This window comes from Bacillus cereus group sp. MG20 (assembly GCF_040459885.1).
Taxonomy (GTDB): domain Bacteria; phylum Bacillota; class Bacilli; order Bacillales; family Bacillaceae_G; genus Bacillus_A; species Bacillus_A cereus.
The window spans coordinates 1,927,661-1,950,395 of sequence record NZ_JARVHF010000001.1 but is presented as its reverse complement, the minus strand read 5'-3'; the positions used below and the strand labels follow the sequence as shown (position 1 = coordinate 1,950,395).

Below are 22,735 nucleotides of genomic sequence, written 5' to 3'. Positions count from 1 at the left end.
GAATGAGATGACAATAGCATTACATTGTTGTAATAGAATGACTGGTGGAATGTAAGAGTCATTTTGTTATAAAAAAAATAGTACAGGTATGCAAAGAGAGAGTGTAACAGTTTTGAAAATATAGTATACTGAAAGTACAACACATGAAGAATTTAGGGAAAAGAAAGTATGGTGAAACCATTTGGCTACCAAGCATAACCAAATTTTAGAACATATTAATAGCCTGCCAGTAGGCCATAAAATTTCTGTAAGACAAATTGCGAAAGATTTGAGTGTAAGTGAAGGGACAGCTTACCGTGCAATTAAAGATGCAGAAAATAAAGGGTATGTTAGTACAATTGAACGTGTCGGAACAATTCGAATTGAACAAAAGAAGAAAGAAAATATCGAAAAACTGACATATGCAGAAGTCGTTAACATTGTCGACGGTCAAGTACTTGGGGGCAGAGAAGGACTACATAAAACATTAAATAAATTCGTAATCGGAGCTATGAAATTAGAAGCGATGATGCGCTATACAGAAGCTGGGAATTTACTCATTATTGGTAACCGTACGAATGCACATCAATTAGCGCTAGAAACTGGAGCCGCTGTATTAATTACGGGTGGATTTGATACGGAAGATCATGTGAAGAAATTAGCAGACGAATTAAAGTTGCCGATTATTTCAAGTAGCTACGATACATTTACGGTCGCAACGTTAATTAATCGTGCAATTTATGATCAACTGATTAAGAAAGAAATTGTACTTGTTGAGGATATTTTAACACCAATTGAAGAAACGTTATATTTAAAGCCACATGATACAGTACAGCAATGGCATGCATATAATGAAGAGACAATGCACGGAAGATATCCAATTGTCGATGAAAATAAAAAAGTGCTAGGAATCGTAACTTCAAAAGACATGATCGGTGTAGCGAAAGAAACACCAATTGATAAAGTAATGACAAAACACCCAATTACAGTGAATGGTAAAATGTCTGTCGCAGCTGCGGCACGTATGATGGTGTGGGAAGGAATTGAATTACTTCCTGTCGTTGAGGAAGGAAATAAACTGCAAGGTATTATTAGCCGTCAAGATGTACTTCAGGCACTGCAAATGATTCAACGTCAGCCACAAGTTGGAGAAACAATTGATGATATTGTAACGAATCAATTTATGACGCCAAAAGAAGCGAAGAATGAGCATCTATATCAATTTTCGGTGACGCCGCAAATGACGAACTCAATCGGAACGTTATCGTACGGTGTATTTGCAACAATTGTGACAGAAGCGACAAATCGCGTTATTCGTGCGCAAAAGAAAAGCGATTTAATTGTTGAAAACTTAACAATTTATTTCGTAAAGCCGGTTCAAATTGATAATGTTGTATCCGTTCATCCGAAAGTATTAGAAATTGGGCGTAAATTTGGTAAGGTTGATGTAGAGGTGCATCATGAAGGTAATGTCGTTGGAAAAGCATTACTTATGGTTCAGTTAATTGATAAATAAAAAGATGGAACAAATCGTTTTGATTTGTTCCATTTTTTTTTGTTGTTTTAAATTTGAAAGGCATGATTTTAGATGAGAGTTTTAGTGAAATATGTATGGGGTGGAGTGGAAAAGTAACGCAAGAAAAGACAGAATAGTAATTCAATTTGGTTGTATATTGTGTTATGATTATATTGTAAGAAAATGGATTTATGGAAGGTGGTATACATTATGTCGTCAGCCGTACTCTTTTTTGGTAGTATCGCACTATTTTACTTTCTTGTAATGATACCGATCCAATATTTATATTTACAAGGTTTACATGAAAAAAAGGAAAAGACAGGATTATCTCAGCGAGAGCTATATGAAAAAATGTCTTTTGGAGAAGAACAATTACATTTTCACGTACAAGGTAACCCATTTAATATACCATCTGCGTTTGTCGCATATATGATTTTAAAAGTTAGAGGACGTAAAAAAGCATCACAATTTTGATGCTTTTTTACGTTGTTTCATAGACTTCTGCTTCTTTAACTGCTAATGGTAAGAAATGTTTGTATTGGCGAAATCCATTAAATACACTTGCACTACCAAATAGAACGAATAAGATACCAACGATAATACGAGCGGTTGAAAGTTCTAAAAAGAATTGGTTTATCCCGAAGAATAAGACGAATGAACCGAGTGCCATTGCGGATTTTCCAGAGAGCCAACCTTTCTCCATTGGGCGGTTTGTACGAAAGTATTTTGTTTTGTAGAAGAGATACAACATAAATGAGACGATAATACAGAAGACTAATACTGGCATAATGAACACTCCCATCGTTTTATGAAAAAAATAGTGGAGAAAAAAGAAATATCTAAACTTTCTAACTTTTATTATAAAGCAATTGTTCGCATGTATGAAATACTTTCCGTTATAATGAGAGATAAAGTGAAGAAGTTGATTAAAAAGGAGATTATACATATGCATGAGCAAATTTTAGGAGCAATTAAAGAGTTTGATACAATTATTATTCATCGCCACGTGCGTCCGGATCCAGATGCATTAGGTTCACAGGGTGGCCTTGGTACAATTCTAAAAGAATCGTTTCCAGAGAAAAATATTTATACGGTTGGGTACAATGAACCGTCGTTAGCATACTTACGAGTAATGGATGATATTGAAGATAGTATATACGAAAATGCGCTTGTTATTGTTTGTGATACTGCGAATCAAGAACGTGTTGACGATCAACGCTATACAAAAGGGAAGATGTTAATTAAAATTGATCATCACCCAAATGAAGATCCATATGGAGATATTACGTGGGTAGATACGACAGCGAGTTCGACAAGTGAAATGATTTATGAGTTTTATAACTATGGAAAAGATAAAGGATTAAAAATAACAAAAGAAGCAGCCCGCCTTATTTTAGCAGGAATTGTTGGAGATACAGGTCGTTTCTTATTCCCAAATACGACAGCAAAAACACTTCGTTACGTAAGTGAGCTTGTTGACATGGGTGTGAAATTCACAGATTTATACAATGAAATGTATAAGACAAAAGAAAAAATTGCTCGTTTAAACGGTTATATTTTACAAAACTTTACGGTGGTAGAAGAAGGAGCAGCTTACATTAAATTAACGAAAGAAGTATTAGAAGAATTTGATGTACTTCCTTCTGAAGCATCTGGTGTTGTTGGAGCGCTTGGCAATATTGATGGATTAAAGGCGTGGGTTCTATTTTTAGAGGAAGACGACGTAATTCGTGTTCGTCTTCGTTCAAAAGGACCAGTTATAAACAAATTGGCAATGCAATATAACGGCGGAGGACATCCGATGGCTTCTGGTGCCAAGGCATCTTCTTGGGAAGAAGCGGATCGTCTTTTTGCTGATTTACGTGAGATTTGTAAATAAGGGACTATATGTTAGAACGAAAAGAAGGAGCGGCGCTAAAGCCCTCCTTCTTTATTTTTCCTTTTCTATAGTAATGCTAATTTCAAGCACTGTATCAAAAGATATTGTATCGACTTTAAAACGGTATAGTCGATCGTAATGTTTGTACGTTTTGTTTTCGATTACCTTTTTGAGTAGGTCTTTATTTTTTGCGATACTTTGAATGTTTTTCGTTAAAAGATGCTGGAGATCATTATGGATAGATGTAGTCATATTTTCGAGTGTAAGATTGTCTAAATCGTATTTTTCTCGATTGATAAGTTTTATTTTAATCTCTTGAATGGTTAAGAGCCGTTTATTTTCAGTGTTCAATTTTTCTTGATCTTCGAGAAGGACGTGGAGCTTTGCTTCTTGTTTTTCTATAATTTCTCTTTGTTCTGCTATTTTACTAGCTTGTTCTTCTTGAAAAACACCGTATATGTACAAAAAAATAAACCAGCTCAACACGCCTCCAACAGCAGCACCAGCTAATACTAAGTACCATCTTTTTGCTGTATTGGCACTTGGTACTCTCATACATGTTCCTGCGTTAGCCATTTAATAATAATGAGACCTGTTTGCATACCACCAGTTGCGAAAAAAATAAGGAGAATTTGTTTTACGATATCTTTCATATCTCCGCCAAAGAAACTTCTTTCAAAGCTATAAAAGGTATCGAATGTTCCACCAATTGCTGCAACGAGTGCCCAAATTCTTAAATTTTGGGCGAATTGATTAATGTAAGTTAGAGCTGGTTTTCCGATAAGAAACGCACCAAATCCACCAATTAATGAACCGCCAAGTATAACCCCAAAGGCAATAAAATAACTAATAATAAGCAGAGAGAAAAAAGTATGTTCTCTTACATCCATCGTCATTCCCCTTTCTTCTTCATATATATGGACAAAGTATAAGAAGTATGTTTTGATTTCCGCTTTCCTCATCACCTATAATAAAAGTAGTCAAATAGGTAAAGAGAGGGTACAACAGTGAAGTTTGTGCATTTACAATGTCAAACCGTTTTTAGTTTATTAAAAAGTGCTTGTAAAATTGATGAGCTTGTAGTCAGGGCGAAAGAACTTGGTTTTTCATCGCTGGCTATTACGGATGAAAATGTTATGTATGGCGTTATTCCGTTTTATAAAGCATGTAAGAAACATGGTATACAGCCTGTTATTGGATTAACCGCTTCTATTTTTAGTGAAGAAGAAGAAAGGTCTTATCCACTTGTATTACTTGCTGAGAATGAAATAGGCTACCAAAATTTATTAAAGATTTCTAGCAGTATTATGACAAAATCCAAAGAAGGTATTCCTAAGAAGTGGCTTGCGCATTATGCGAAAGGATTAATTGCTATTTCACCAGGTAAAGATGGCGAAATTGAGCAATTATTACTAGAAGACAATGTGAGTCAGGCTGAAGAAGTAGCTCGCACATATCAAAATATGTTCGGCCATTTTTATATGAGTTTGCAGCATCATGCGATTCAAGATGAGTTGCTTTTACAAGAGAAACTACCTGAATTTATTAGTAGGGTTAATATTCCAGTCGTTGCAACAAACGATGTGCGCTATATCAATCAAAGTGACGCACTTGTTCACGAATGTTTACTATCTGTTGAAAGTGGAACGAAAATGACTGATCCAGATAGGCCGAGGCTGAAAACAGATCAATATTATTTAAAGTCATCGGATGAAATGGAAGCACTATTTTCCCATGCGCCGGAAGCAATCCAAAATACAATGAAAATTGCAGAGCGTTGCCAAGTAGAAATACCGTTCCATGTAAATCAACTTCCGAAGTTTCCTGTTTCGTCTAATGAAACGAGTGATATATACTTGCGTCGTGTTTGTGAAGAAGGTTTGCGGAAACGATATGGTGCGCCGAAAGAAGTGCATATAAAGCGTTTAAATCATGAATTAAATGTTATTTCTCGTATGGGATTTAGTGATTATTTCCTCATCGTATGGGATTTTATGAAGTATGCACATGAAAATCATATTTTAACAGGACCAGGTCGTGGATCGGCAGCTGGTTCACTCGTCTCATACGTATTAGAAATTACAGATATTGATCCGATTGAATACGATCTATTATTTGAAAGGTTTTTAAATCCTGAACGTGTGACGCTTCCCGATATTGATATTGATTTTCCAGACGTAAGACGTGATGAGATGATTCGCTATGTGAAAGAGAAATACGGTCAGCTCCGTGTTGCGCAAATTGTAACGTTTGGTACGCTTGCAGCAAAAGCGGCAATTAGAGACATTGCCCGCGTAATGGGGCTTCCGCCGCGAGATATTGATATATTTTCAAAACTTATCCCATCAAAGCTTGGTATAACGTTAAAAGATGCATATGAAGAATCACAATCACTTCGTGAGTTTATACAAGGGAATCTTCTGCATGAGCGTGTGTTTGAAATCGCAAAACGTGTAGAAGGTTTACCACGTCATACGTCTATTCATGCGGCTGGCGTTATTATGAGTCAAGAACCGCTAACAGGCAGTGTAGCAATTCAAGAAGGACATAACGATGTTTATGTTACGCAATATCCAGCCGATGCGCTAGAAGAACTTGGGTTGCTTAAGATGGACTTTTTAGGATTACGTAATTTAACGTTACTTGAAAATATTGTAAAATTTATCGCGAACAAAACAGGGAAAGAAATCGATATAAGAAACTTACCTCTTCAAGATGAAAAGACGTTCCAATTATTAGGGAGAGGGGATACAACAGGTGTATTCCAGCTTGAGTCAGGTGGTATGCGAAATGTACTTCGCGGGTTAAAACCGAATGAGTTTGAAGATATCGTAGCTGTTAACTCATTATACAGACCGGGACCGATGGAACAGATACCGACTTTTATTGAATCGAAACATGGAAAAAGAAAAATTGAATATTTACATCCGGATTTAAAGCCAATTTTAGAAAGAACATACGGCGTCATTGTATACCAAGAACAAATTATGCAAATTGCATCGAAGTTAGCAGGGTTTTCGCTTGGTGAAGCAGATTTACTGCGCCGTGCAGTGAGTAAAAAGAATCGTGATATTTTAGATCAGGAACGTAAGCATTTTGTCCAAGGTTGTTTGCAAAATGGTTACGATGAGACGTCTGCTGAGAAAATTTACGATTTAATTGTAAGATTTGCGAATTACGGTTTTAACCGAAGTCACGCTGTAGCTTACAGTATGATCGGATATCAACTTGCCTACTTAAAAGCGAACTATACGCTGGAATTTATGACGGCACTATTATCAAGTGCAATTGGAAATGAAGATAAAATTGTACAGTATATACGAGAAACGAAGCGGAAAGGTTTTCACGTTTTGCCGCCGTCTCTTCAAAAAAGTGGTTACAACTTCCAAATAGAGGGGAATGCGATACGTTACAGTTTACTTTCGATTCGAAATATTGGAATGGCTACAGTGACGGCATTATTAGAAGAACGAGAGAAAAAAATGTTCGAAGATTTGTTTGAATTTTGTCTCCGTTTGCCGTCAAAGTTTGTAACGGAGCGCAATTTAGAAGCTTTCGTCTGGTCGGGATGTTTTGATGATTTTGGTGTTTCGAGAACGAATTTATGGAAAAGTATTAAAGGGGCATTAGAGTACGCGAATCTCGCACGTGATTTAGGAGATGCTGTTCCAAAATCAAAATACGTACAAGGAGAAGAGCTATCTTTTATTGAACAACTAAATAAAGAGAAAGAAGCACTTGGCTTTTATTTATCAAGTTATCCGACAGCGCAGTATGTAAAGTTAGCAAAAGAATTAGAAATTCCATCTCTCGCTCAGGCGATGCGACACAAGAAAAAAGTACAAAGAGCTATTGTGTATATAACAAGTGTGAGAGTGATTCGTACGAAAAAGTTTCAAAAGATGGCATTTATTACATTCTGTGATCAAAATGATGAAATGGAAGCAGTCCTCTTCCCGGAAACGTATATACATTTCTCGGACAAGTTACAAGAAGGAGCAATTGTTTTAGTTGACGGTACGATTGAGCTAAGAAATCATAAGCTGCAATGGATTGTAAATGGGCTATATCCGCTAGAGGAAATGGATGTTTATGAAGAAAAGAAAGACGCATCTGTTTACGTGAAATTGCCGTCTCAGTATGAGAAAAAGCTTTTAAATCAGGTTACGAAAATATTGTTCGACTATTCAGGTTTTGCGAAAGTACTAATTTATTATGAAAAGGAACATAAAATGGTACAATTATCTCGGAGTTTATCGATTCATCCAAGTGAAGAATGTTTAGGAGCACTTCGTGAAATTGTCGGGGAAGAAAATGTAGTTGTGAAAATATAATGGACAATTTCCCTACACTTCGATTATTATAGTAGTAGTGTTCGTGGTCAGACCACTTGGAGAAATTGATATCAGCAAGAATAATTTGAGGAGAGTGGATAGTTTGTCAACACTTCGTGAAGAAGCACTTCACATGCATAAAGTGCATCAAGGAAAATTAGAAACTGTATCAAAAGTAAAAGTAGAAAATGCAAAAGATTTAAGTCTTGCATATTCTCCAGGGGTTGCAGAACCTTGTAAAGAAATTTATGACGATAAAAGTAAGGTATATGAATATACGATGAAGGGAAATATGGTAGCAGTTGTGACAGACGGAACGGCTGTACTTGGTCTTGGTAACATTGGACCTGAAGCATCTCTTCCAGTAATGGAAGGTAAAGCTGTATTATTCAAGAGCTTTGCTGGTGTAGATGCATTCCCGATTGCCTTAAATACAAACGATGTAGATAAAATTGTTGAAACTGTAAAATTAATGGAGCCAACTTTTGGCGGCGTTAACTTAGAAGATATCGCAGCACCAAACTGCTTCATTATTGAAGAGCGTTTGAAAAAAGAAACAAATATTCCTATCTTCCATGATGATCAACACGGAACAGCTATCGTAACAGTAGCAGGTCTTGTAAATGCACTGAAATTAGTTGGAAAGAAAATGTCTGACATTAAAGTTGTCGCAAATGGCGCAGGTGCAGCAGGTATTGCAATTATTAAACTTTTATATCGCTATGGTGTACGCGACATTATTATGTGTGACCGTAAAGGGGCAATCTATGATGGTCGTCCTACAGGTATGAATCCGGTGAAGGATGAAGTTGCAAAATATACAAATAAGAATCGTATAGAAGGTTCTTTAGCTGATGTTGTACAAGGTGCGGACGTATTTATTGGTGTATCTGCAGAAGGTGCATTAACAGAAGAGATGGTTCGTACAATGAATGACAATGCGATTATTTTTGCAATGGCAAATCCAGTTCCAGAAATTATGCCAGAATTGGCAAAAGCAGCGGGCGCAGCTGTTGTTGGAACAGGTCGTTCTGACTTCCCGAACCAAGTAAATAATGTACTGGCGTTCCCTGGTATTTTCCGCGGTGCACTTGACGTACATGCGACACAAATTAACGAAGAAATGAAGATGGCAGCTGTACAGGCTATTGCTGAGCTTGTAGCAGAAGATGAGTTGAATGCAGACTATATCATTCCAGCGCCATTTGACGCGCGTGTAGCGCCTCAGGTAGCGGCTTACGTTGCAAAAGCAGCAATGGAGACAGGAGTAGCTCGCCGTCAAGTAGATCCAAATGAGATCGCTGAAAAAACAAAACAATTAGCGCTGATTGGTAAAGAATAAGCGAGGAATTTCCATTGACATCATCAAATACAAAAGTATATCTCGAAATTGTAAAAAAAATCCGTTCCATTATGGAAGAGGATGGATTGGTAGCGGGGGATCGTTTGCCGTCTGAGCGCGAGTTAAGTTCACGTTTAAACGTAGGACGTTCCTCTGTAAGAGAAGCATTGCGTGCTTTAGAACTGGTAGGATTGATTGAAACGAGACGTGGTGAAGGGACGTTTATTCGAAACTTTTATGATAACGGTCTTGTACAATTAATTGCTCCGTTCTTACTGCAAGATGAGAAAACAATTCGTGATTTATTACAAACAAAACGATTGCTTGAGAAAGATATGATTCGAATTGTATGTAATTTACCGAAAGAAACGTTTTCTAAAGTACTAAGTAGATTACACCAAGTACTTGAAGAAAATGAAAGCTCAATCCCAACGCTTCATCAAACGTTCTTTAAAACACTTATTGAACAAGTCGATAATTATTTACTATATCGCATTTGGATGATCGTAAATGATTACGTAGCAACTCTTTCTTGTAAAGTTTCAAGAGATTCTATCGATATGTATAGAAAGCTTTATGCTACTTTGGAAGAAAAACAAGAAAATGATGCACTAAAAATTTACGATGAATTAGTAGAGAATATACAGTTTCACTCGTAATGTATAAAATTTGTCGAAATGACCATGACACGTTATGACAAACATTCTACCGCGTAGCGGTTAAAGTTAAACGTAAAGAGTGAGGTTATTAGACAGATTGAGAAGATAAGGCTAACATCAAACTTTGGTGTTAGCCCCATTTTCTTCTTACGCTAACCTTAGCTCTCAACGAAGGGGGTCAAATTGTGCTAAGAGATTTATTCGTGAAAAAGAAAAAGTACGCTGCAATACCTTCAGAACAAGTACGAAAAGATGTGCCAGATGGCGTTATGACAAAATGTCCGGAATGTAAAAAAATCATGTATACGAAAGAACTTCTAAAAAATTTAAAAGTATGTGTGAATTGTGGATATCATCATCCTATGAATGCATGGGAACGTCTTGATAGTATATTGGACGAAGGGTCATTCCGTGAGTATGACAAAGAAATGGTTTCATTAAATCCACTCGAGTTTCCAGGTTATGAAGAGAAACTAGAGAGCGATCGTAAGAAGACTGAATTGAACGAAGCGGTTGTAACTGGTGAAGGAACAATTGATGACATGCTTATTGTTGTTGCAGTAATGGATTCTCGTTTTCGAATGGGGAGCATGGGCTCTGTAGTAGGAGAAAAAATCGCCCGTGCGGTTGAAAAGGCGTACGACTTACAAGTTCCATTTATTATCTTTACTGCTTCGGGTGGTGCCCGTATGCAAGAAGGGATATTAAGTTTAATGCAAATGGCAAAAACAAGCGTAGCTTTGAAAAAGCATAGTAATGCAGGAGGGTTATTTATTTCTGTTATGACTCACCCAACGACGGGCGGGGTTTCAGCGAGTTTCGCTTCACTTGGTGATTATAATCTTGCAGAACCAGGTGCACTTATCGGATTTGCTGGTAGACGTGTAATTGAACAAACGGTGCGTGAGAAACTACCGGAAGATTTCCAAACGGCAGAATTCTTACTAGATCATGGTCAATTAGATGCGGTGGTGCATCGTGATGATATGAGAGAATCGCTTCGCAAGATTTTAGAAGTTCATCAAGGAGGGGAATTGGCTGTATGGCAGAGCTAGAATTTGAAAAACCAGTTGTTGAGCTAAGAAATAAGATTCGTGAACTGAAAGACTATACGAAAAACAGCCAGATGGACTTCAGTGAGGAGATTCATATTTTGGAAGAAAAGCTAGAAAATTTAGAGGAAGATATATACGGCAATCTAAAAGTATGGGACCGTGTTCAAATTGCTCGTCATGCAGAACGACCGACAACGCTCGATTATATTGAGCACTTATTTACTGATTTTTTCGAATGTCATGGAGATCGTCTATTTGGCGATGATGCAGCGATTGTCGGCGGCATTGCGAAATATAAAGGGATGCCTGTAACTGTAATTGGGCATCAGCGCGGAAAAGATACGAAAGAAAATATTCGCCGTAACTTTGGAATGCCTCATCCAGAAGGATATCGAAAAGCACTGCGTCTCATGAAACAAGCGGAAAAGTTTAATCGTCCTATTATTTGTTTCATCGATACGAAGGGAGCTTATCCTGGTAAAGCAGCTGAAGAACGTGGACAAAGTGAAGCTATTGCCCGCAACCTATTTGAGATGGCAGGTTTAACGGTACCAGTTATTTGTATCGTTATCGGTGAAGGCGGTAGTGGTGGTGCGCTAGGTCTTGGAGTAGGAGATTACATTCATATGCTAGAAAATTCCACTTATTCTGTTATTACACCAGAGGGTGCAGCGGCAATTCTTTGGAAAGATGCAGGAAAAGCAAAGGAAGCTGCAGAAGCAATGAAAATTACAGCAGCAGATTTGAAAGAATTAGGTGTAATTGATGAAATTATTCCAGAGGCAAAAGGTGGAGCTCACCGTAATCTTTTAAAACAGTCAGAAAATATAGACTTAATGATTAGAAAAACTTTTGAACAATTAAACGGAATTTCGAAAGATGAATTAATCGAAAAACGTTATGAAAAATATATGAAAATTGGGCAAGTTTCGTTTTCAAACGCTTCCATTGGGATAAAATAAGAAAAGCGTGCGTTCCTCTTCGCGAATGCACGTTTTTATTATGAAAAGACACATCTTCTCCATTGTGTTTTTATATTTTTTCGTGTTATTTTATTATAAGGCAAATAATCTTTATGAGGTGAGTACAAATGAAACGTATTGGTGTATTAACAAGTGGTGGAGATTCACCTGGTATGAATGCTGCCATTCGTGCAGTTGTTCGTAAAGCGATTTTCCATGATATTGAAGTATATGGTATTTACCATGGATACGCTGGATTAATTTCTGGTCACATTGAAAAATTAGAACTTGGTTCTGTTGGCGATATTATCCACCGCGGTGGTACGAAATTATATACAGCAAGATGTCCTGAGTTTAAAGACCCAGAAGTACGACTAAAAGGTATCGAGCAATTAAAGAAACATGGTATCGAAGGACTTGTTGTTATTGGTGGAGATGGTTCTTACCAAGGCGCTAAAAAATTAACTGAACAAGGATTCCCATGTGTTGGTGTACCAGGTACAATCGACAATGATATCCCTGGAACAGACTTCACAATTGGTTTCGATACAGCTTTAAACACTGTTATTGATGCAATTGATAAAATCCGTGACACAGCTACATCTCATGAACGTACATATGTTATCGAAGTAATGGGACGTCACGCTGGTGATATCGCATTATGGGCTGGTTTAGCTGATGGTGCAGAAACAATCTTAATTCCAGAAGAAGAGTATGACATGGATGATGTTATCGCTCGTCTGAAGCGCGGTAGTGAACGTGGTAAAAAACACAGTATTATCGTTGTAGCTGAAGGTGTTGGAAGTGCAATTGACATCGGTAAGCACATTGAAGAAGCAACAAACTTTGATACTCGTGTAACTGTATTAGGTCACGTACAACGTGGCGGATCACCAAGTGCACAAGACCGTGTATTAGCAAGTCGTCTTGGCGCAAGAGCAGTTGAATTATTAATTGCTGGTAGAGGTGGACGTTGTGTAGGTATTCAAGATAACAAACTTGTTGATCATGATATTATCGAAGCGTTAGCTCAAAAGCATACAATCGATAAAGATATGTATCAATTATCTAAAGAATTATCCATCTAATCGGCGTAATGTCAGATATTTGGGAACGGTTTCATAATTTTCGGAGGTGCAATATGCGTAAAACTAAAATTGTATGTACTATAGGTCCTGCTAGTGAAAGTATTGAAAAATTAGAGCAATTAATCGCAGCAGGTATGAACGTTGCTCGTTTAAACTTCTCTCATGGTAGCCATGAAGAGCACGGAGCTCGTATTAAAAACATTCGTGAAGCTTCAAAGAAAACTGGTAAAACAGTTGGTATCTTACTTGATACAAAAGGTCCAGAAATCCGTACTCACGACTTCGTAGACGGACAAGCTGAGCTTGTAACAGGTGCAGAAGTAGTTCTTTCTACTGAGCAAGTATTAGGTACTGCAGAGAAGTTCTCTGTATCTTATGCTGGTCTTTATGACGATGTAGACCCAGGTTCTCGCATTCTAATCGATGACGGTCTTATCGAACTAGAAGTAATCGAAAAAGCTGATGGAAACATCCGTACAAAAGTTCTTAACAGCGGAACTGTAAAAAATAAAAAAGGTGTTAACGTACCAAACGTAAGCATTAAGCTTCCTGGTATCACTGAAAAAGACGTAAAAGATATCATCTTCGGTATCGAGCAAAAAGTTGATTTCATCGCAGCTTCATTCGTACGTAAAGCGTCTGACGTATTAGAAATCCGTGAATTATTAGAAGAGCATGGCGCTCAATACATCCAAATCGTACCGAAAATCGAAAACCAAGAAGGTATCGACAACATCGATTCAATCTTAGAAGTTTCTGACGGTTTAATGGTAGCTCGTGGTGATATGGGTGTAGAAATTCCGCCAGAAGAAGTACCATTAGTACAAAAACGTCTAATCAAAAAATGTAACGTGTTAGGTAAACCAGTTATTACTGCGACACAAATGTTAGACTCTATGCAACGTAACCCACGTCCAACTCGTGCGGAAGCAAGTGACGTAGCTAACGCAATCTTCGATGGTACAGATGCAATCATGCTTTCAGGTGAAACAGCTGCTGGTCAATATCCGGTAGAAGCAGTAACAATGATGGCTAACATTGCAGTACGTGTTGAAAAATCATTACAATACGAAGATATGTTCAAAAAACGTATTAAAGAGTTCACTCCAACAATTACAGATGCAATTAGCCAATCTGTTGCGCATACAGCACTTGCTCTTGATGTAGCTGCAATCGTAGCTCCAACAGAAAGTGGACATACTGCGAAAATGATCTCTAAATACCGTCCAAAATCTCCAATCGTAGCTGTAACATCTGACGAGCAAGTAGGACGTCGTCTTGCACTTGTTTGGGGTGTACAAGCATTTATGGCTGAGAAGCGCGCAGCTTCAACTGACGAAATGTTAGATACAGCAATTCAAACAGGTATGGATGCAGGTCTAATCGGCCTTGGAGATACTGTAGTAATTACTGCTGGTGTTCCAGTTGCTGAAACTGGTACAACAAACTTAATGAAAATCCACGTTGTTGGTGAAGAAGTTGCTAAAGGACAAGGAATCGGTCGTAAAGCTGCAAAAGGTAAAGTAGTTGTAGCAAAAACAGCTGCTGAAGCTGTAGCGAACGTAAACGAAGGTGATATCCTTGTTACAACAAGCACTGATAAAGATATGATTCCTGCAATCGAAAAAGCTGCTGCTTTAGTTGTAGAAGAAGGTGGCTTAACAAGCCATGCTGCTGTTGTAGGCGTATCAATCGGTATTCCTGTTATCGTTGGTGTAAACGGCGTAACAGCAACTTTAAAAAATGGCCAAGAAGTAACAGTTGATGCAGCACGCGGAATTGTTTATAATGGACATGCGGAAGTGCTATAAGTAATACGGAGAGAAGGATCGGAGTCCTTCTCTTTTTTTTACACAAAAACGAGATAGGGTTAGCTTAAAACGCCTAGAATTGCTTTTAAAAGCTGTTTGTTATGGGTTTTAATATGAAAGGGTATTATATTTCATATGATGTATATAGGCGTTGTGAGGGCGTTAAAAGTGAGTTGTGGGAGAGGTGTAGAACTATGAAGTGGTTACTATTCTTGTTTATTTTAATACCGGCGATTGAGATTACGGTCTTAATCGGATCAAGTCATGTAATAGGTTTATGGTCTACGTTCGCTATGATTGTATTTACAGGTGTAGTAGGTGTGTATTTGGCGAAAAGACAAGGATTTAAAGTGCTTGGAGAGATTCAATCTAAGTTGAATAGAGGGGAAATGCCAGGTGAGGCAGTACTAGATGGTATTTTTGTATTTGTAGGAGGTATTCTCTTAGTGCTTCCTGGTTATGTGACAGATGTGCTAGGGTTTATCTGCGTGATCCCTATTACGAGAGCTTTATTGAAGCCGCTTGTTATGAAGTGGATGGAATGGAAGTTTAGAAAGAACTCTACTATTATCATTCAGAAGTAGCGCTTAGATTATAACGATCTAAGTGCTATTTTTTTGTCTTGTAAGAGGGGAGGAACTTTCTGATTGAAGCTTTGCTTTACCGCGTTATTTGTGGGGTGTGGAATTTCTATCTCAAAGCTGGGATGCTCGTAAGTGTTTGATGTGGGGGGGATGAACAAAACGTCCGCTTATTATATTTGCTATATAATTTTCGTTTGAACTCTTGTTGTGCTTCGATTAAACGTGTGATTTTTTAGTGCTATTAATTTGGATGAATAAGATGGTGCGAAATGCAGCCAAATTAAAGTTTTGCTTTTGTATATAAAGGAGCGATTGGTGTAAAGAATTCATATAAAAGGTGGTGATTGTTAGTTGAAGCCTTATTTTATGCCATTTTGTATATTTATTCATTTACATAAAAAGTAATAAATGTAAGTAATAATTATAGATAAAATAGAATAAAAATGTATTTTTAGCTAGAATATGTGTTTTTTTATGCAAAAAAACAAGAGGATTATCCTGTTTCTGGGTAATGCTCTTGTTGCGTGTGAGTAGTGTGAAAAATAGGTAAAAGGAATAATCAGTGGGAATTTCCCACTGATTATAGCTTGATTTTTTGTATGAATTAGAAACTGTTATTTTGAAGGTGAACCTTTAATATATTTCCACAAGTCATGGAAGACATTAGCTTTGTGTAATGTATTAAGTAGTACTAAGGTGACTGGACCGATGATTAATCCTAAAAAGCCAAAAAGTTTAAAGCCGACAAATAGAGCGACGAGTGTTGCTAATGGATCGAGACCGATGTTAGATGAAAGTACTTTCGGTTCCATAATTTGTCTTTGGACAATCACGACGATGTATAAAATGAGAAGACCAATGGCGAATGCGGTATCGCCAGTGAAAAATACGTATATAACCCATGGAACGAAGACTGCGCCTGTTCCTAAATATGGTAGTAAATCTACAACTCCTGTAATAATCGCAATAGTAATGGCGTATGGTACGCGTAATATTAAAAGTCCGATCAGTACAATAACGGTTGTCATAGATACGAGTGTAAGTTGTGCTTTCACAAAACCGAATAAAGCTTTTTTTAAGTCGACAAAAATAGTTTTTCCGTAGCCATGTACACGATTTGGTAGTAATTTTCTTGCTTTTTGAGCAAGACGGTGCCAATCGTAACTAATGAAGAAAGTGGCTAATAAAATGAATACAAGGACAGTTAAAGTTGTTGGCAGTGCACTAATGAAATTCGTTAACCCGCTTATAATGGCGGTTAAAAGTTCTTTCATTTGTGTTGTTGCCTCTGTTCCTAAGTTTTGAATGTTTTGTGTAATTGTATAGCGCTGTGGTTCTCCAAGATGATTAAATTTAGAGATTAAATCATCGTAGAGAGGCATAATATGATTAAGTGCAAATTGCTGAGCGAATGTAACGATATCTGGAAACTTTACTGTAACAAGTTGTAGTAAGTATGTTGTGGCAGATATTGCTTCAGTCACAAGATATGTAACAAGTCCAACGATAGCTCCAAATACGAGAATTAAGCTAACGAGTACTGCTAGTGCGCGAGGAAATTGTAGTTTTTGATTAAGGAAATTGACGACAGGATTAATCAAATAAGCAAATGCAAAAGCGATAATAAAAGGATAGATAAGCCCTGACATGTATAGTAATACATAGAACCCAGCTACCGTTGCTACAATGACAAATATGAGTCGCAATATCATATATAGTAAGTTTCGGTTCAAAGATGTATACCTCCCATTCCAATTTGGATTATCCTAATTCGTTCAACTTATAACGAGTGTGCCCCACTGATTAAAGTTTCACTTTATGTTATAGTGGAATGATGGATTTTTCCTGCTTTTTCAGTATGTGAGTGACTGTGAAAGCTTGGTGTTGATGCTTCTACTATATGGTAAAAACTTCATTTTCTCTTCTTTTTATTTTACCTGTTTCTAATTAGAAAAGAAAGAAGAGACGCCTGTTTTTTAAAATGTATACATGCTTAAATTTTTATGGTGAAAGTCTCAATTTATCATTTTAAAATACATAAAAAATGAAGTGATTCATGTTGAATAGGCATCGATATATCATGTATAACGATAGGTTTAAAGGTATTTTTGTTTGGAAATGAGTTCATTATTTTCAGAAAGGAAGTGCAAACATGATTAGTCAGTCAACGTTATTTTTATTCATACTACTTATTATAGGACTTATTGCTAAAAACCAATCGCTTACTGTAGCAATTGGTGTGTTATTTTTATTGAAGTTTACGTTTTTAGGAGATAAGGTCTTTCCTTATTTACAAACGAAAGGAATTAACCTAGGTGTAACGGTCATTACAATAGCGGTGCTCGTACCGATTGCGACGGGGGAAATAGGTTTTAAACAACTTGGAGAAGCGGCAAAATCTTATTATGCGTGGATTGCTTTAGCTTCAGGTGTAGCGGTCGCTTTGTTAGCGAAAGGCGGCGTACAATTGTTGACAACGGATCCTCACATTACAACTGCGCTTGTTTTTGGGACAATTATAGCGGTTGCGCTATTTAATGGGGTTGCTGTTGGTCCGTTAATTGGGGCTGGAATTGCCTATGCGGTTATGAGTATTATACAAATGTTTAAATAAGGAATTTTATAGTAATATAAAATTTTTGAATTCTTTCTGTTCACAAAAGTCAGATAATTGTTTATAATAGGATTAGAAACTTTGAAAAGTTACATAACAGCAGAGACTTTACACCAGATAAAATAAAAACAACATAAAACAATTTTATAATGATATTGTTTTATGTTGTTTTTATCATAAAACTCTTCGGAATGTATTTTCCTCACTAACTTGTTGTTTTGAGCGTGAGGATTCGGGGAGACATTCACGCTCATGCTTTCCATGTAAACAATGGACAATAAGAGGGGAACATCGCAACAAATTTGCATGATCGTGCATTTTGCTTGCCTAAAGAGTGAACGGGCGTTCATAATTCATAAGGGGAGCAAATAGATATAAGGAGCAAGGTTGGGAGAATTTTCAGGAAAAGGAGAGAATGTCATGACTGTTATTCGAGGTTTAGAAGGGGTAGTAGCAACAACATCATCTGTGAGCTCTATTATTGATGATACATTAACTTATGTTGGGTATAATATTGATGATTTAGCTGAGAATGCTACGTTTGAAGAAGTAGTGTACTTATTATGGCACCGCAAGCTTCCTAATGAAAAAGAACTAGCGGAATTTAATGAAATTGTATCTGAATACTATAAAGTTCCAGGTGAGATTTTAACATATTTGAAACAAGTAGATTTAAAAATTGCACATCCGATGTCTGTTTTACGAACTGCAATTTCCATGCTATCATTATACGATGAGAGCGCTGAAATTATGGATGAAAAGTCTAATTATTTGAAAGCGGTTAAATTACAGGCTCAAGTGGGAACTTTAGTTGCTGCTTACGCGAGAATCCGTAAAGGTTTAGATATTGTTGAGCCAAGAAAAGATTTATCATTAGCTGCAAACTTCTTGTACATGTTAAATGATCGCGAGCCAAATGAAGTTGAAATTGAAGCTTTTGATAAGGCACTTGTACTTCATGCAGATCATGAGTTAAACGCTTCTACATTTACTGCACGTGTTTGCGTAGCTACACTGTCAGATGTATATTCTGGTATTACAGCAGCAATCGGTGCATTAAAAGGTCCTCTTCACGGTGGGGCAAATGAAAATGTAATGAAGATGTTAACTGAAATTGGCGAAGAAGAAAATGTAGAGTCATATATTCATAATGCTCTTCAAAATAAAGTGAAAATCATGGGCTTTGGCCACCGTGTGTATGAGCAAGGTGATCCACGTGCAAAACACTTACGTGAAATGTCTAAGAGATTATGCGTGCTTTTAGGAGAAGACAAATGGTATAATATGTCTATCAAAATTGAAGACATTGTAACAAAAGAAAAAGGTCTTCCACCAAATGTCGATTTCTATTCAGCTTCTGTATACCATTGTTTAGGAATTGACCATGACTTATTTACACCTATTTTTGCAATTAGCCGTATGTCAGGCTGGTTAGCTCATATTCTAGAACAATATGAAAATAACCGTTTAATCCGTCCGCGTGCTGATTATAATGGACCAACGCATCAAGTGTATGTTCCAATCGCACAACGATAAGCGAAAAACACTATTTCGATAGTGAAAATACGCTTTCAAAAGTCTGATTTTTTCGGAAAGATGTAATGATTAGAATATTTTAATTTGACTAACGGTTTGAACTGAGGGGTTATTCCCTCAGTTTCATACATATGAAATTTCAAACATGGGGGTTATCACATTGACGACAGGTGAAAAAATTACTGTAACTAATGGTGTTATGAATGTACCAAACAATCCGATTATTCCATTTATTGAAGGAGATGGAATTGGTCCTGATATTTGGGCAGCTGCATCTCGCGTAATAGAAGCAGCAGTTGAAAAAGCTTATGATGGTGAGAAGAAAATCGTTTGGAAAGAAGTGCTTGCAGGGGAAAAAGCATTCAACCAAACAGGCGAGTGGTTACCAGAAGAAACTTTAAATTTAATTCGCGAATATTTAATCGCAATTAAAGGTCCACTTACAACTCCAGTTGGCGGTGGTATTCGTTCTCTAAACGTAGCACTTCGTCAAGAATTAGATCTATATGTATGTCTACGTCCAGTTCGTTATTTTGAAGGTGTTCCTTCACCTGTAAAACGTCCGGAAGATACTGATATGGTTATTTTCCGTGAAAATACAGAAGACATTTATGCTGGAATTGAATATGCACAAGGATCTCCAGAAGCAGAAAAAGTTCTTACTTTCTTAAAAGAAGCAATGGGTGTTAATAAAATCCGCTTCCCAGAAACATCTGGTATTGGTATTAAACCAATCTCAGAAGAAGGGACAAAGCGTCTTGTTCGTGCTGCAATTCAATATGCAATTAATGAAAAACGCTCTTCTGTTACATTAGTTCATAAAGGAAACATTATGAAATTTACAGAAGGTGCTTTCAAAAACTGGGGTTACGAAGTAGCGGAACAAGAATTCGGCGACAAAGTATTTACTTGGGCTGAATATGATCGCATTGTTGAAAAAGATGGTAAAGATGCAGCAAATAAAGCGATGGCAGACGCTGAAGTGGCTGGAAAAATCATCGTAAAAGATTCTATTGCAGACATCTTCTTACAACAAATTTTAACTCGTCCACGTGAGTTCGATGTTGTTGCAACAATGAACTTAAATGGTGACTATATCTCTGATGCACTTGCTGCACAAGTAGGTGGAATTGGTATTGCACCTGGTGCAAACATTAACTATGTGACTGGACATGCTATCTTTGAAGCTACACACGGTACAGCTCCAAAATATGCAGGTTTAGATAAAGTAAACCCATCTTCAGTTCTTCTTTCAGGTGTATTATTATTAGAACACTTAGGATGGAATGAAGCAGCGAAATTAGTAACAGATTCAGTTGAGAAAACAATTGCATCAAAAGTAGTAACATATGACTTCGCTCGCCTAATGGAAGGCGCAACAGAAGTGAAGTGTTCTGAGTTTGCTAATGAGCTTATTAAAAACATGGATGTAGCGATAATCAAAAACGCATAATTAAAGCGGGGGGTAAATTATGACAATCAAACGCAAGAAAGTTTCAGTCATCGGTGCAGGATTTACAGGAGCAACAACGGCATTCTTATTAGCACAAAAAGAACTTGCAGATGTTGTATTAGTGGACATTCCACAACTGGAAAATCCAACAAAAGGGAAAGCGTTAGATATGTTAGAAGCGAGCCCAGTACAAGGTTTTGATGCTAACATTATTGGAACATCTGATTACGCAGATACTGCTGATTCTGACGTTGTCGTTATTACAGCAGGTATTGCACGTAAGCCTGGTATGAGCCGTGATGACTTAGTAGCAACGAACTCTAAAATTATGAAAAGTATTACGCGCGACATTGCAAAACATTCACCAAATGCAATTATTGTTGTGTTAACAAATCCAGTTGATGCAATGACATATTCTGTATTTAAAGAAGCAGGATTCCCGAAAGAGCGTGTAATTGGCCAATCGGGCGTATTAGATACAGCTCGTTTCCGTACATTCATCGCACAAGAATTAAATCTTTCTGTGAAAGACATTACAGGATTTGTTCTTGGTGGACACGGTGACGACATGGTACCTCTTGTGCGTTATTCTTATGCAGGCGGTATTCCGTTAGAAACGTTAATTCCGAAAGAGCGTTTAGAAGCAATCGTAGAACGTACACGTAAAGGTGGCGGTGAGATTGTAGGCTTATTAGGAAACGGTAGTGCATATTACGCACCAGCAGCTTCTTTAGTTGAAATGACAGAAGCAATCTTAAAAGATCAACGCCGTGTATTACCAGCTATTGCGTACCTTGAAGGTGAGTATGGTTATAGTGACCTTTACTTAGGGGTACCAGTAATTCTAGGTGGTAACGGAATTGAAAAAATTATTGAATTAGAACTTCTTGCAGATGAAAAAGAAGCGTTAGATCGCTCTGTAGAATCTGTACGTAACGTAATGAAAGTTCTTGTTTAATAATTGAATAGTAGTGAAAAAGATTCGGGATTCCGAATCTTTTTCTACTATTTACCGAATTGTTTTTTTGAAATAATATGAAAACGCTATCATTTGTAGTATCCTATAATGAAACTATAGATTTATACTATACATTGCCCTCATCATAGTAAATTTCGGATAAGGTATCGCTTTTAGTAGGATAATAAGGTGAAAAAATCGGAGGGGGTTGTAACATGTTAAAGAAAAAAGTTCAAATTGGTCGTAAAATGGATGAAATTACAGTAGGAGAGAAATTATCTATCACTGAAAAAATTGAGGATAAAGATTTGTTATTGTACTTAGGGTTAACGAATGATGCCAATCCATTATATATTCAGCATGATTACGCATCCCAAACTCCGTATGAAAAGCCGATTGTACCAAGCATTATGCTAACGGGAATGATTACAACGGCAGTTACGAAATATTTACCGGGTCCAGGAAGTCATATTACTAGGAAGGACCTTACGTTCGTGAAGCATGTTCACCATTATGAAACGTTACAAATCCACTTTGAAGTTGTGGCTGTTTCTGAGGAGGAACATACAATTGATATGCTTGTATCTGCTCATGATGAAAAAGGAGAAACTGTTGTAAAAGGTTCATTAACAGTCACGCCGCCTTTTAAATCTGTTTCCATTATGGAAAAAGCATTAGATAATTTTTAAAAGATGAAAATATGAATAGCGCTAGCATACCTTGAATAAGGATGCTAGCGCTATTTTTAGTTGAAAAATCCTTCTTTGAACCCTTCAGCAAATTCTGAGCACCCCGTTTTAATCGTATCCCAGCTCGGTACGTTAAAAGTAAGGAAACATGTTACTACTAAAGTTAAAATAGGTAGTAATAGTCGCATAATAGACCCCTTTTTATATTCGGATTATCGGATTAACAATATTTACTATATTATAATTTGATAATTTAAGTCAATGGAAGGAGTGATT

21 protein-coding genes are annotated in these 22,735 nt (G+C 37.0%); 16 read left to right on the top strand and 5 right to left on the bottom strand.

The window, feature by feature from the left end; all coding sequences use genetic code 11:
* Positions 1-181: 181 nt before the first annotated feature.
* Together QCI81_RS09965 and QCI81_RS09960 are read left to right on the top strand one after the other, a co-directional pair.
* Positions 182-1,495 carry a CBS domain-containing protein gene (locus QCI81_RS09965; protein ID WP_000201579.1) on the top strand — a complete coding sequence of 438 codons (1,314 nt, stop codon included), beginning with the start codon at positions 182-184 and terminating at the stop codon, positions 1,493-1,495.
* A gap of 210 nt (positions 1,496-1,705) precedes the next feature.
* Entirely contained in the window at positions 1,706-1,969 is a 264-nt protein-coding gene (locus tag QCI81_RS09960; RefSeq protein ID WP_000093046.1) for a DUF3949 domain-containing protein, read from the top strand.
* Between the two features lie 7 nt (positions 1,970-1,976).
* Here QCI81_RS09960 and QCI81_RS09955 read toward each other — a convergent pair whose 3' ends face one another.
* A complete protein-coding gene (locus tag QCI81_RS09955; protein WP_001144766.1) occupies positions 1,977-2,282 on the bottom strand; it encodes a YtpI family protein in 306 nt (101 codons plus the stop codon).
* A gap of 159 nt (positions 2,283-2,441) precedes the next feature.
* Here QCI81_RS09955 and QCI81_RS09950 point away from each other — a divergent pair, with 159 nt between their 5' ends.
* Complete coding sequence (locus QCI81_RS09950) at positions 2,442-3,374, top strand: DHH family phosphoesterase (RefSeq protein WP_071731425.1); 933 nt, start codon at positions 2,442-2,444, stop codon at positions 3,372-3,374.
* Between the two features lie 51 nt (positions 3,375-3,425).
* Here the strand turns inward: QCI81_RS09950 and ytrI are convergent, their stop codons facing one another.
* Both ytrI and QCI81_RS09940 read right to left on the bottom strand, forming a co-directional pair.
* A complete protein-coding gene (gene ytrI, locus QCI81_RS09945) occupies positions 3,426-3,929 on the bottom strand; it encodes a sporulation membrane protein YtrI (RefSeq protein ID WP_001265736.1) in 504 nt (167 codons plus the stop codon).
* A complete protein-coding gene (locus QCI81_RS09940) occupies positions 3,926-4,339 on the bottom strand; it encodes a YtrH family sporulation protein (protein ID WP_002005839.1) in 414 nt (137 codons plus the stop codon). Before QCI81_RS09940 ends, ytrI begins: the two co-directional genes overlap by 4 nt.
* 42 nt (positions 4,340-4,381) lie before the next feature.
* Here QCI81_RS09940 and dnaE point away from each other — a divergent pair, with 42 nt between their 5' ends.
* From dnaE to QCI81_RS09900, 8 genes are all read left to right on the top strand, one after another.
* Positions 4,382-7,708 carry a DNA polymerase III subunit alpha gene (gene dnaE / locus QCI81_RS09935; protein WP_353810695.1) on the top strand — a complete coding sequence of 1,109 codons (3,327 nt, stop codon included), beginning with the start codon at positions 4,382-4,384 and terminating at the stop codon, positions 7,706-7,708.
* Between the two features lie 133 nt (positions 7,709-7,841).
* Positions 7,842-9,050 (top strand): NADP-dependent malic enzyme, encoded by a 1,209-nt coding sequence (gene ystJ / locus QCI81_RS09930; protein WP_161114790.1) that lies wholly within the window; start codon positions 7,842-7,844, stop codon positions 9,048-9,050.
* Positions 9,051-9,064: 14 nt separating this feature from the next.
* Positions 9,065-9,709, top strand: coding sequence for a FadR/GntR family transcriptional regulator (locus QCI81_RS09925; protein WP_000204444.1), 645 nt, complete (start codon positions 9,065-9,067; stop codon positions 9,707-9,709).
* A gap of 185 nt (positions 9,710-9,894) precedes the next feature.
* The gene (gene accD, locus QCI81_RS09920; protein ID WP_353810694.1) at positions 9,895-10,764 is read left to right on the top strand and encodes an acetyl-CoA carboxylase, carboxyltransferase subunit beta; all 870 of its coding nucleotides are present in this window, start codon (positions 9,895-9,897) and stop codon (positions 10,762-10,764) included.
* Positions 10,752-11,726: an acetyl-CoA carboxylase carboxyl transferase subunit alpha gene (gene accA, locus QCI81_RS09915; RefSeq protein ID WP_353810693.1), complete on the top strand. Its 975-nt coding sequence runs from the start codon at positions 10,752-10,754 to the stop codon at positions 11,724-11,726. The genes accD and accA overlap by 13 nt, the downstream gene beginning before the upstream one ends.
* Positions 11,727-11,854: 128 nt before the next feature.
* Entirely contained in the window at positions 11,855-12,814 is a 960-nt protein-coding gene (gene pfkA, locus QCI81_RS09910) for a 6-phosphofructokinase (RefSeq protein WP_000821158.1), read from the top strand.
* A 53-nt stretch (positions 12,815-12,867) separates the two neighbouring features.
* Positions 12,868-14,625 (top strand): pyruvate kinase, encoded by a 1,758-nt coding sequence (gene pyk / locus QCI81_RS09905; protein WP_353810692.1) that lies wholly within the window; start codon positions 12,868-12,870, stop codon positions 14,623-14,625.
* Positions 14,626-14,819: 194 nt separating this feature from the next.
* Positions 14,820-15,209 (top strand): FxsA family protein, encoded by a 390-nt coding sequence (locus QCI81_RS09900; RefSeq protein ID WP_000871631.1) that lies wholly within the window; start codon positions 14,820-14,822, stop codon positions 15,207-15,209.
* A 614-nt stretch (positions 15,210-15,823) separates the two neighbouring features.
* Here the strand turns inward: QCI81_RS09900 and ytvI are convergent.
* On the bottom strand, positions 15,824-16,942 hold the full coding sequence (ytvI, locus tag QCI81_RS09895) for a sporulation integral membrane protein YtvI (RefSeq protein ID WP_006926492.1): 1,119 nt from the start codon (positions 16,940-16,942) through the stop codon (positions 15,824-15,826).
* Positions 16,943-17,361: 419 nt separating this feature from the next.
* Here ytvI and QCI81_RS09890 point away from each other — a divergent pair, with 419 nt between their 5' ends.
* From QCI81_RS09890 to QCI81_RS09870, 5 genes are all read left to right on the top strand, one after another.
* On the top strand, positions 17,362-17,823 hold the full coding sequence (locus tag QCI81_RS09890) for a DUF441 domain-containing protein (RefSeq protein ID WP_000625507.1): 462 nt from the start codon (positions 17,362-17,364) through the stop codon (positions 17,821-17,823).
* A 387-nt stretch (positions 17,824-18,210) separates the two neighbouring features.
* Complete coding sequence (citZ, locus tag QCI81_RS09885) at positions 18,211-19,359, top strand: citrate synthase (RefSeq protein ID WP_000503651.1); 1,149 nt, start codon at positions 18,211-18,213, stop codon at positions 19,357-19,359.
* A gap of 160 nt (positions 19,360-19,519) precedes the next feature.
* Entirely contained in the window at positions 19,520-20,812 is a 1,293-nt protein-coding gene (gene icd, locus QCI81_RS09880; RefSeq protein ID WP_071731427.1) for an NADP-dependent isocitrate dehydrogenase, read from the top strand.
* Positions 20,813-20,831: 19 nt separating this feature from the next.
* The gene (gene mdh, locus QCI81_RS09875) at positions 20,832-21,770 is read left to right on the top strand and encodes a malate dehydrogenase (protein ID WP_000153232.1); all 939 of its coding nucleotides are present in this window, start codon (positions 20,832-20,834) and stop codon (positions 21,768-21,770) included.
* Between the two features lie 215 nt (positions 21,771-21,985).
* Positions 21,986-22,459: a MaoC family dehydratase gene (locus tag QCI81_RS09870; protein WP_000914180.1), complete on the top strand. Its 474-nt coding sequence runs from the start codon at positions 21,986-21,988 to the stop codon at positions 22,457-22,459.
* A gap of 56 nt (positions 22,460-22,515) precedes the next feature.
* Here the strand turns inward: QCI81_RS09870 and QCI81_RS09865 are convergent, their stop codons facing one another.
* Entirely contained in the window at positions 22,516-22,647 is a 132-nt protein-coding gene (locus tag QCI81_RS09865; protein ID WP_001238014.1) for a hypothetical protein, read from the bottom strand.
* Positions 22,648-22,735 lie beyond the last annotated feature (88 nt).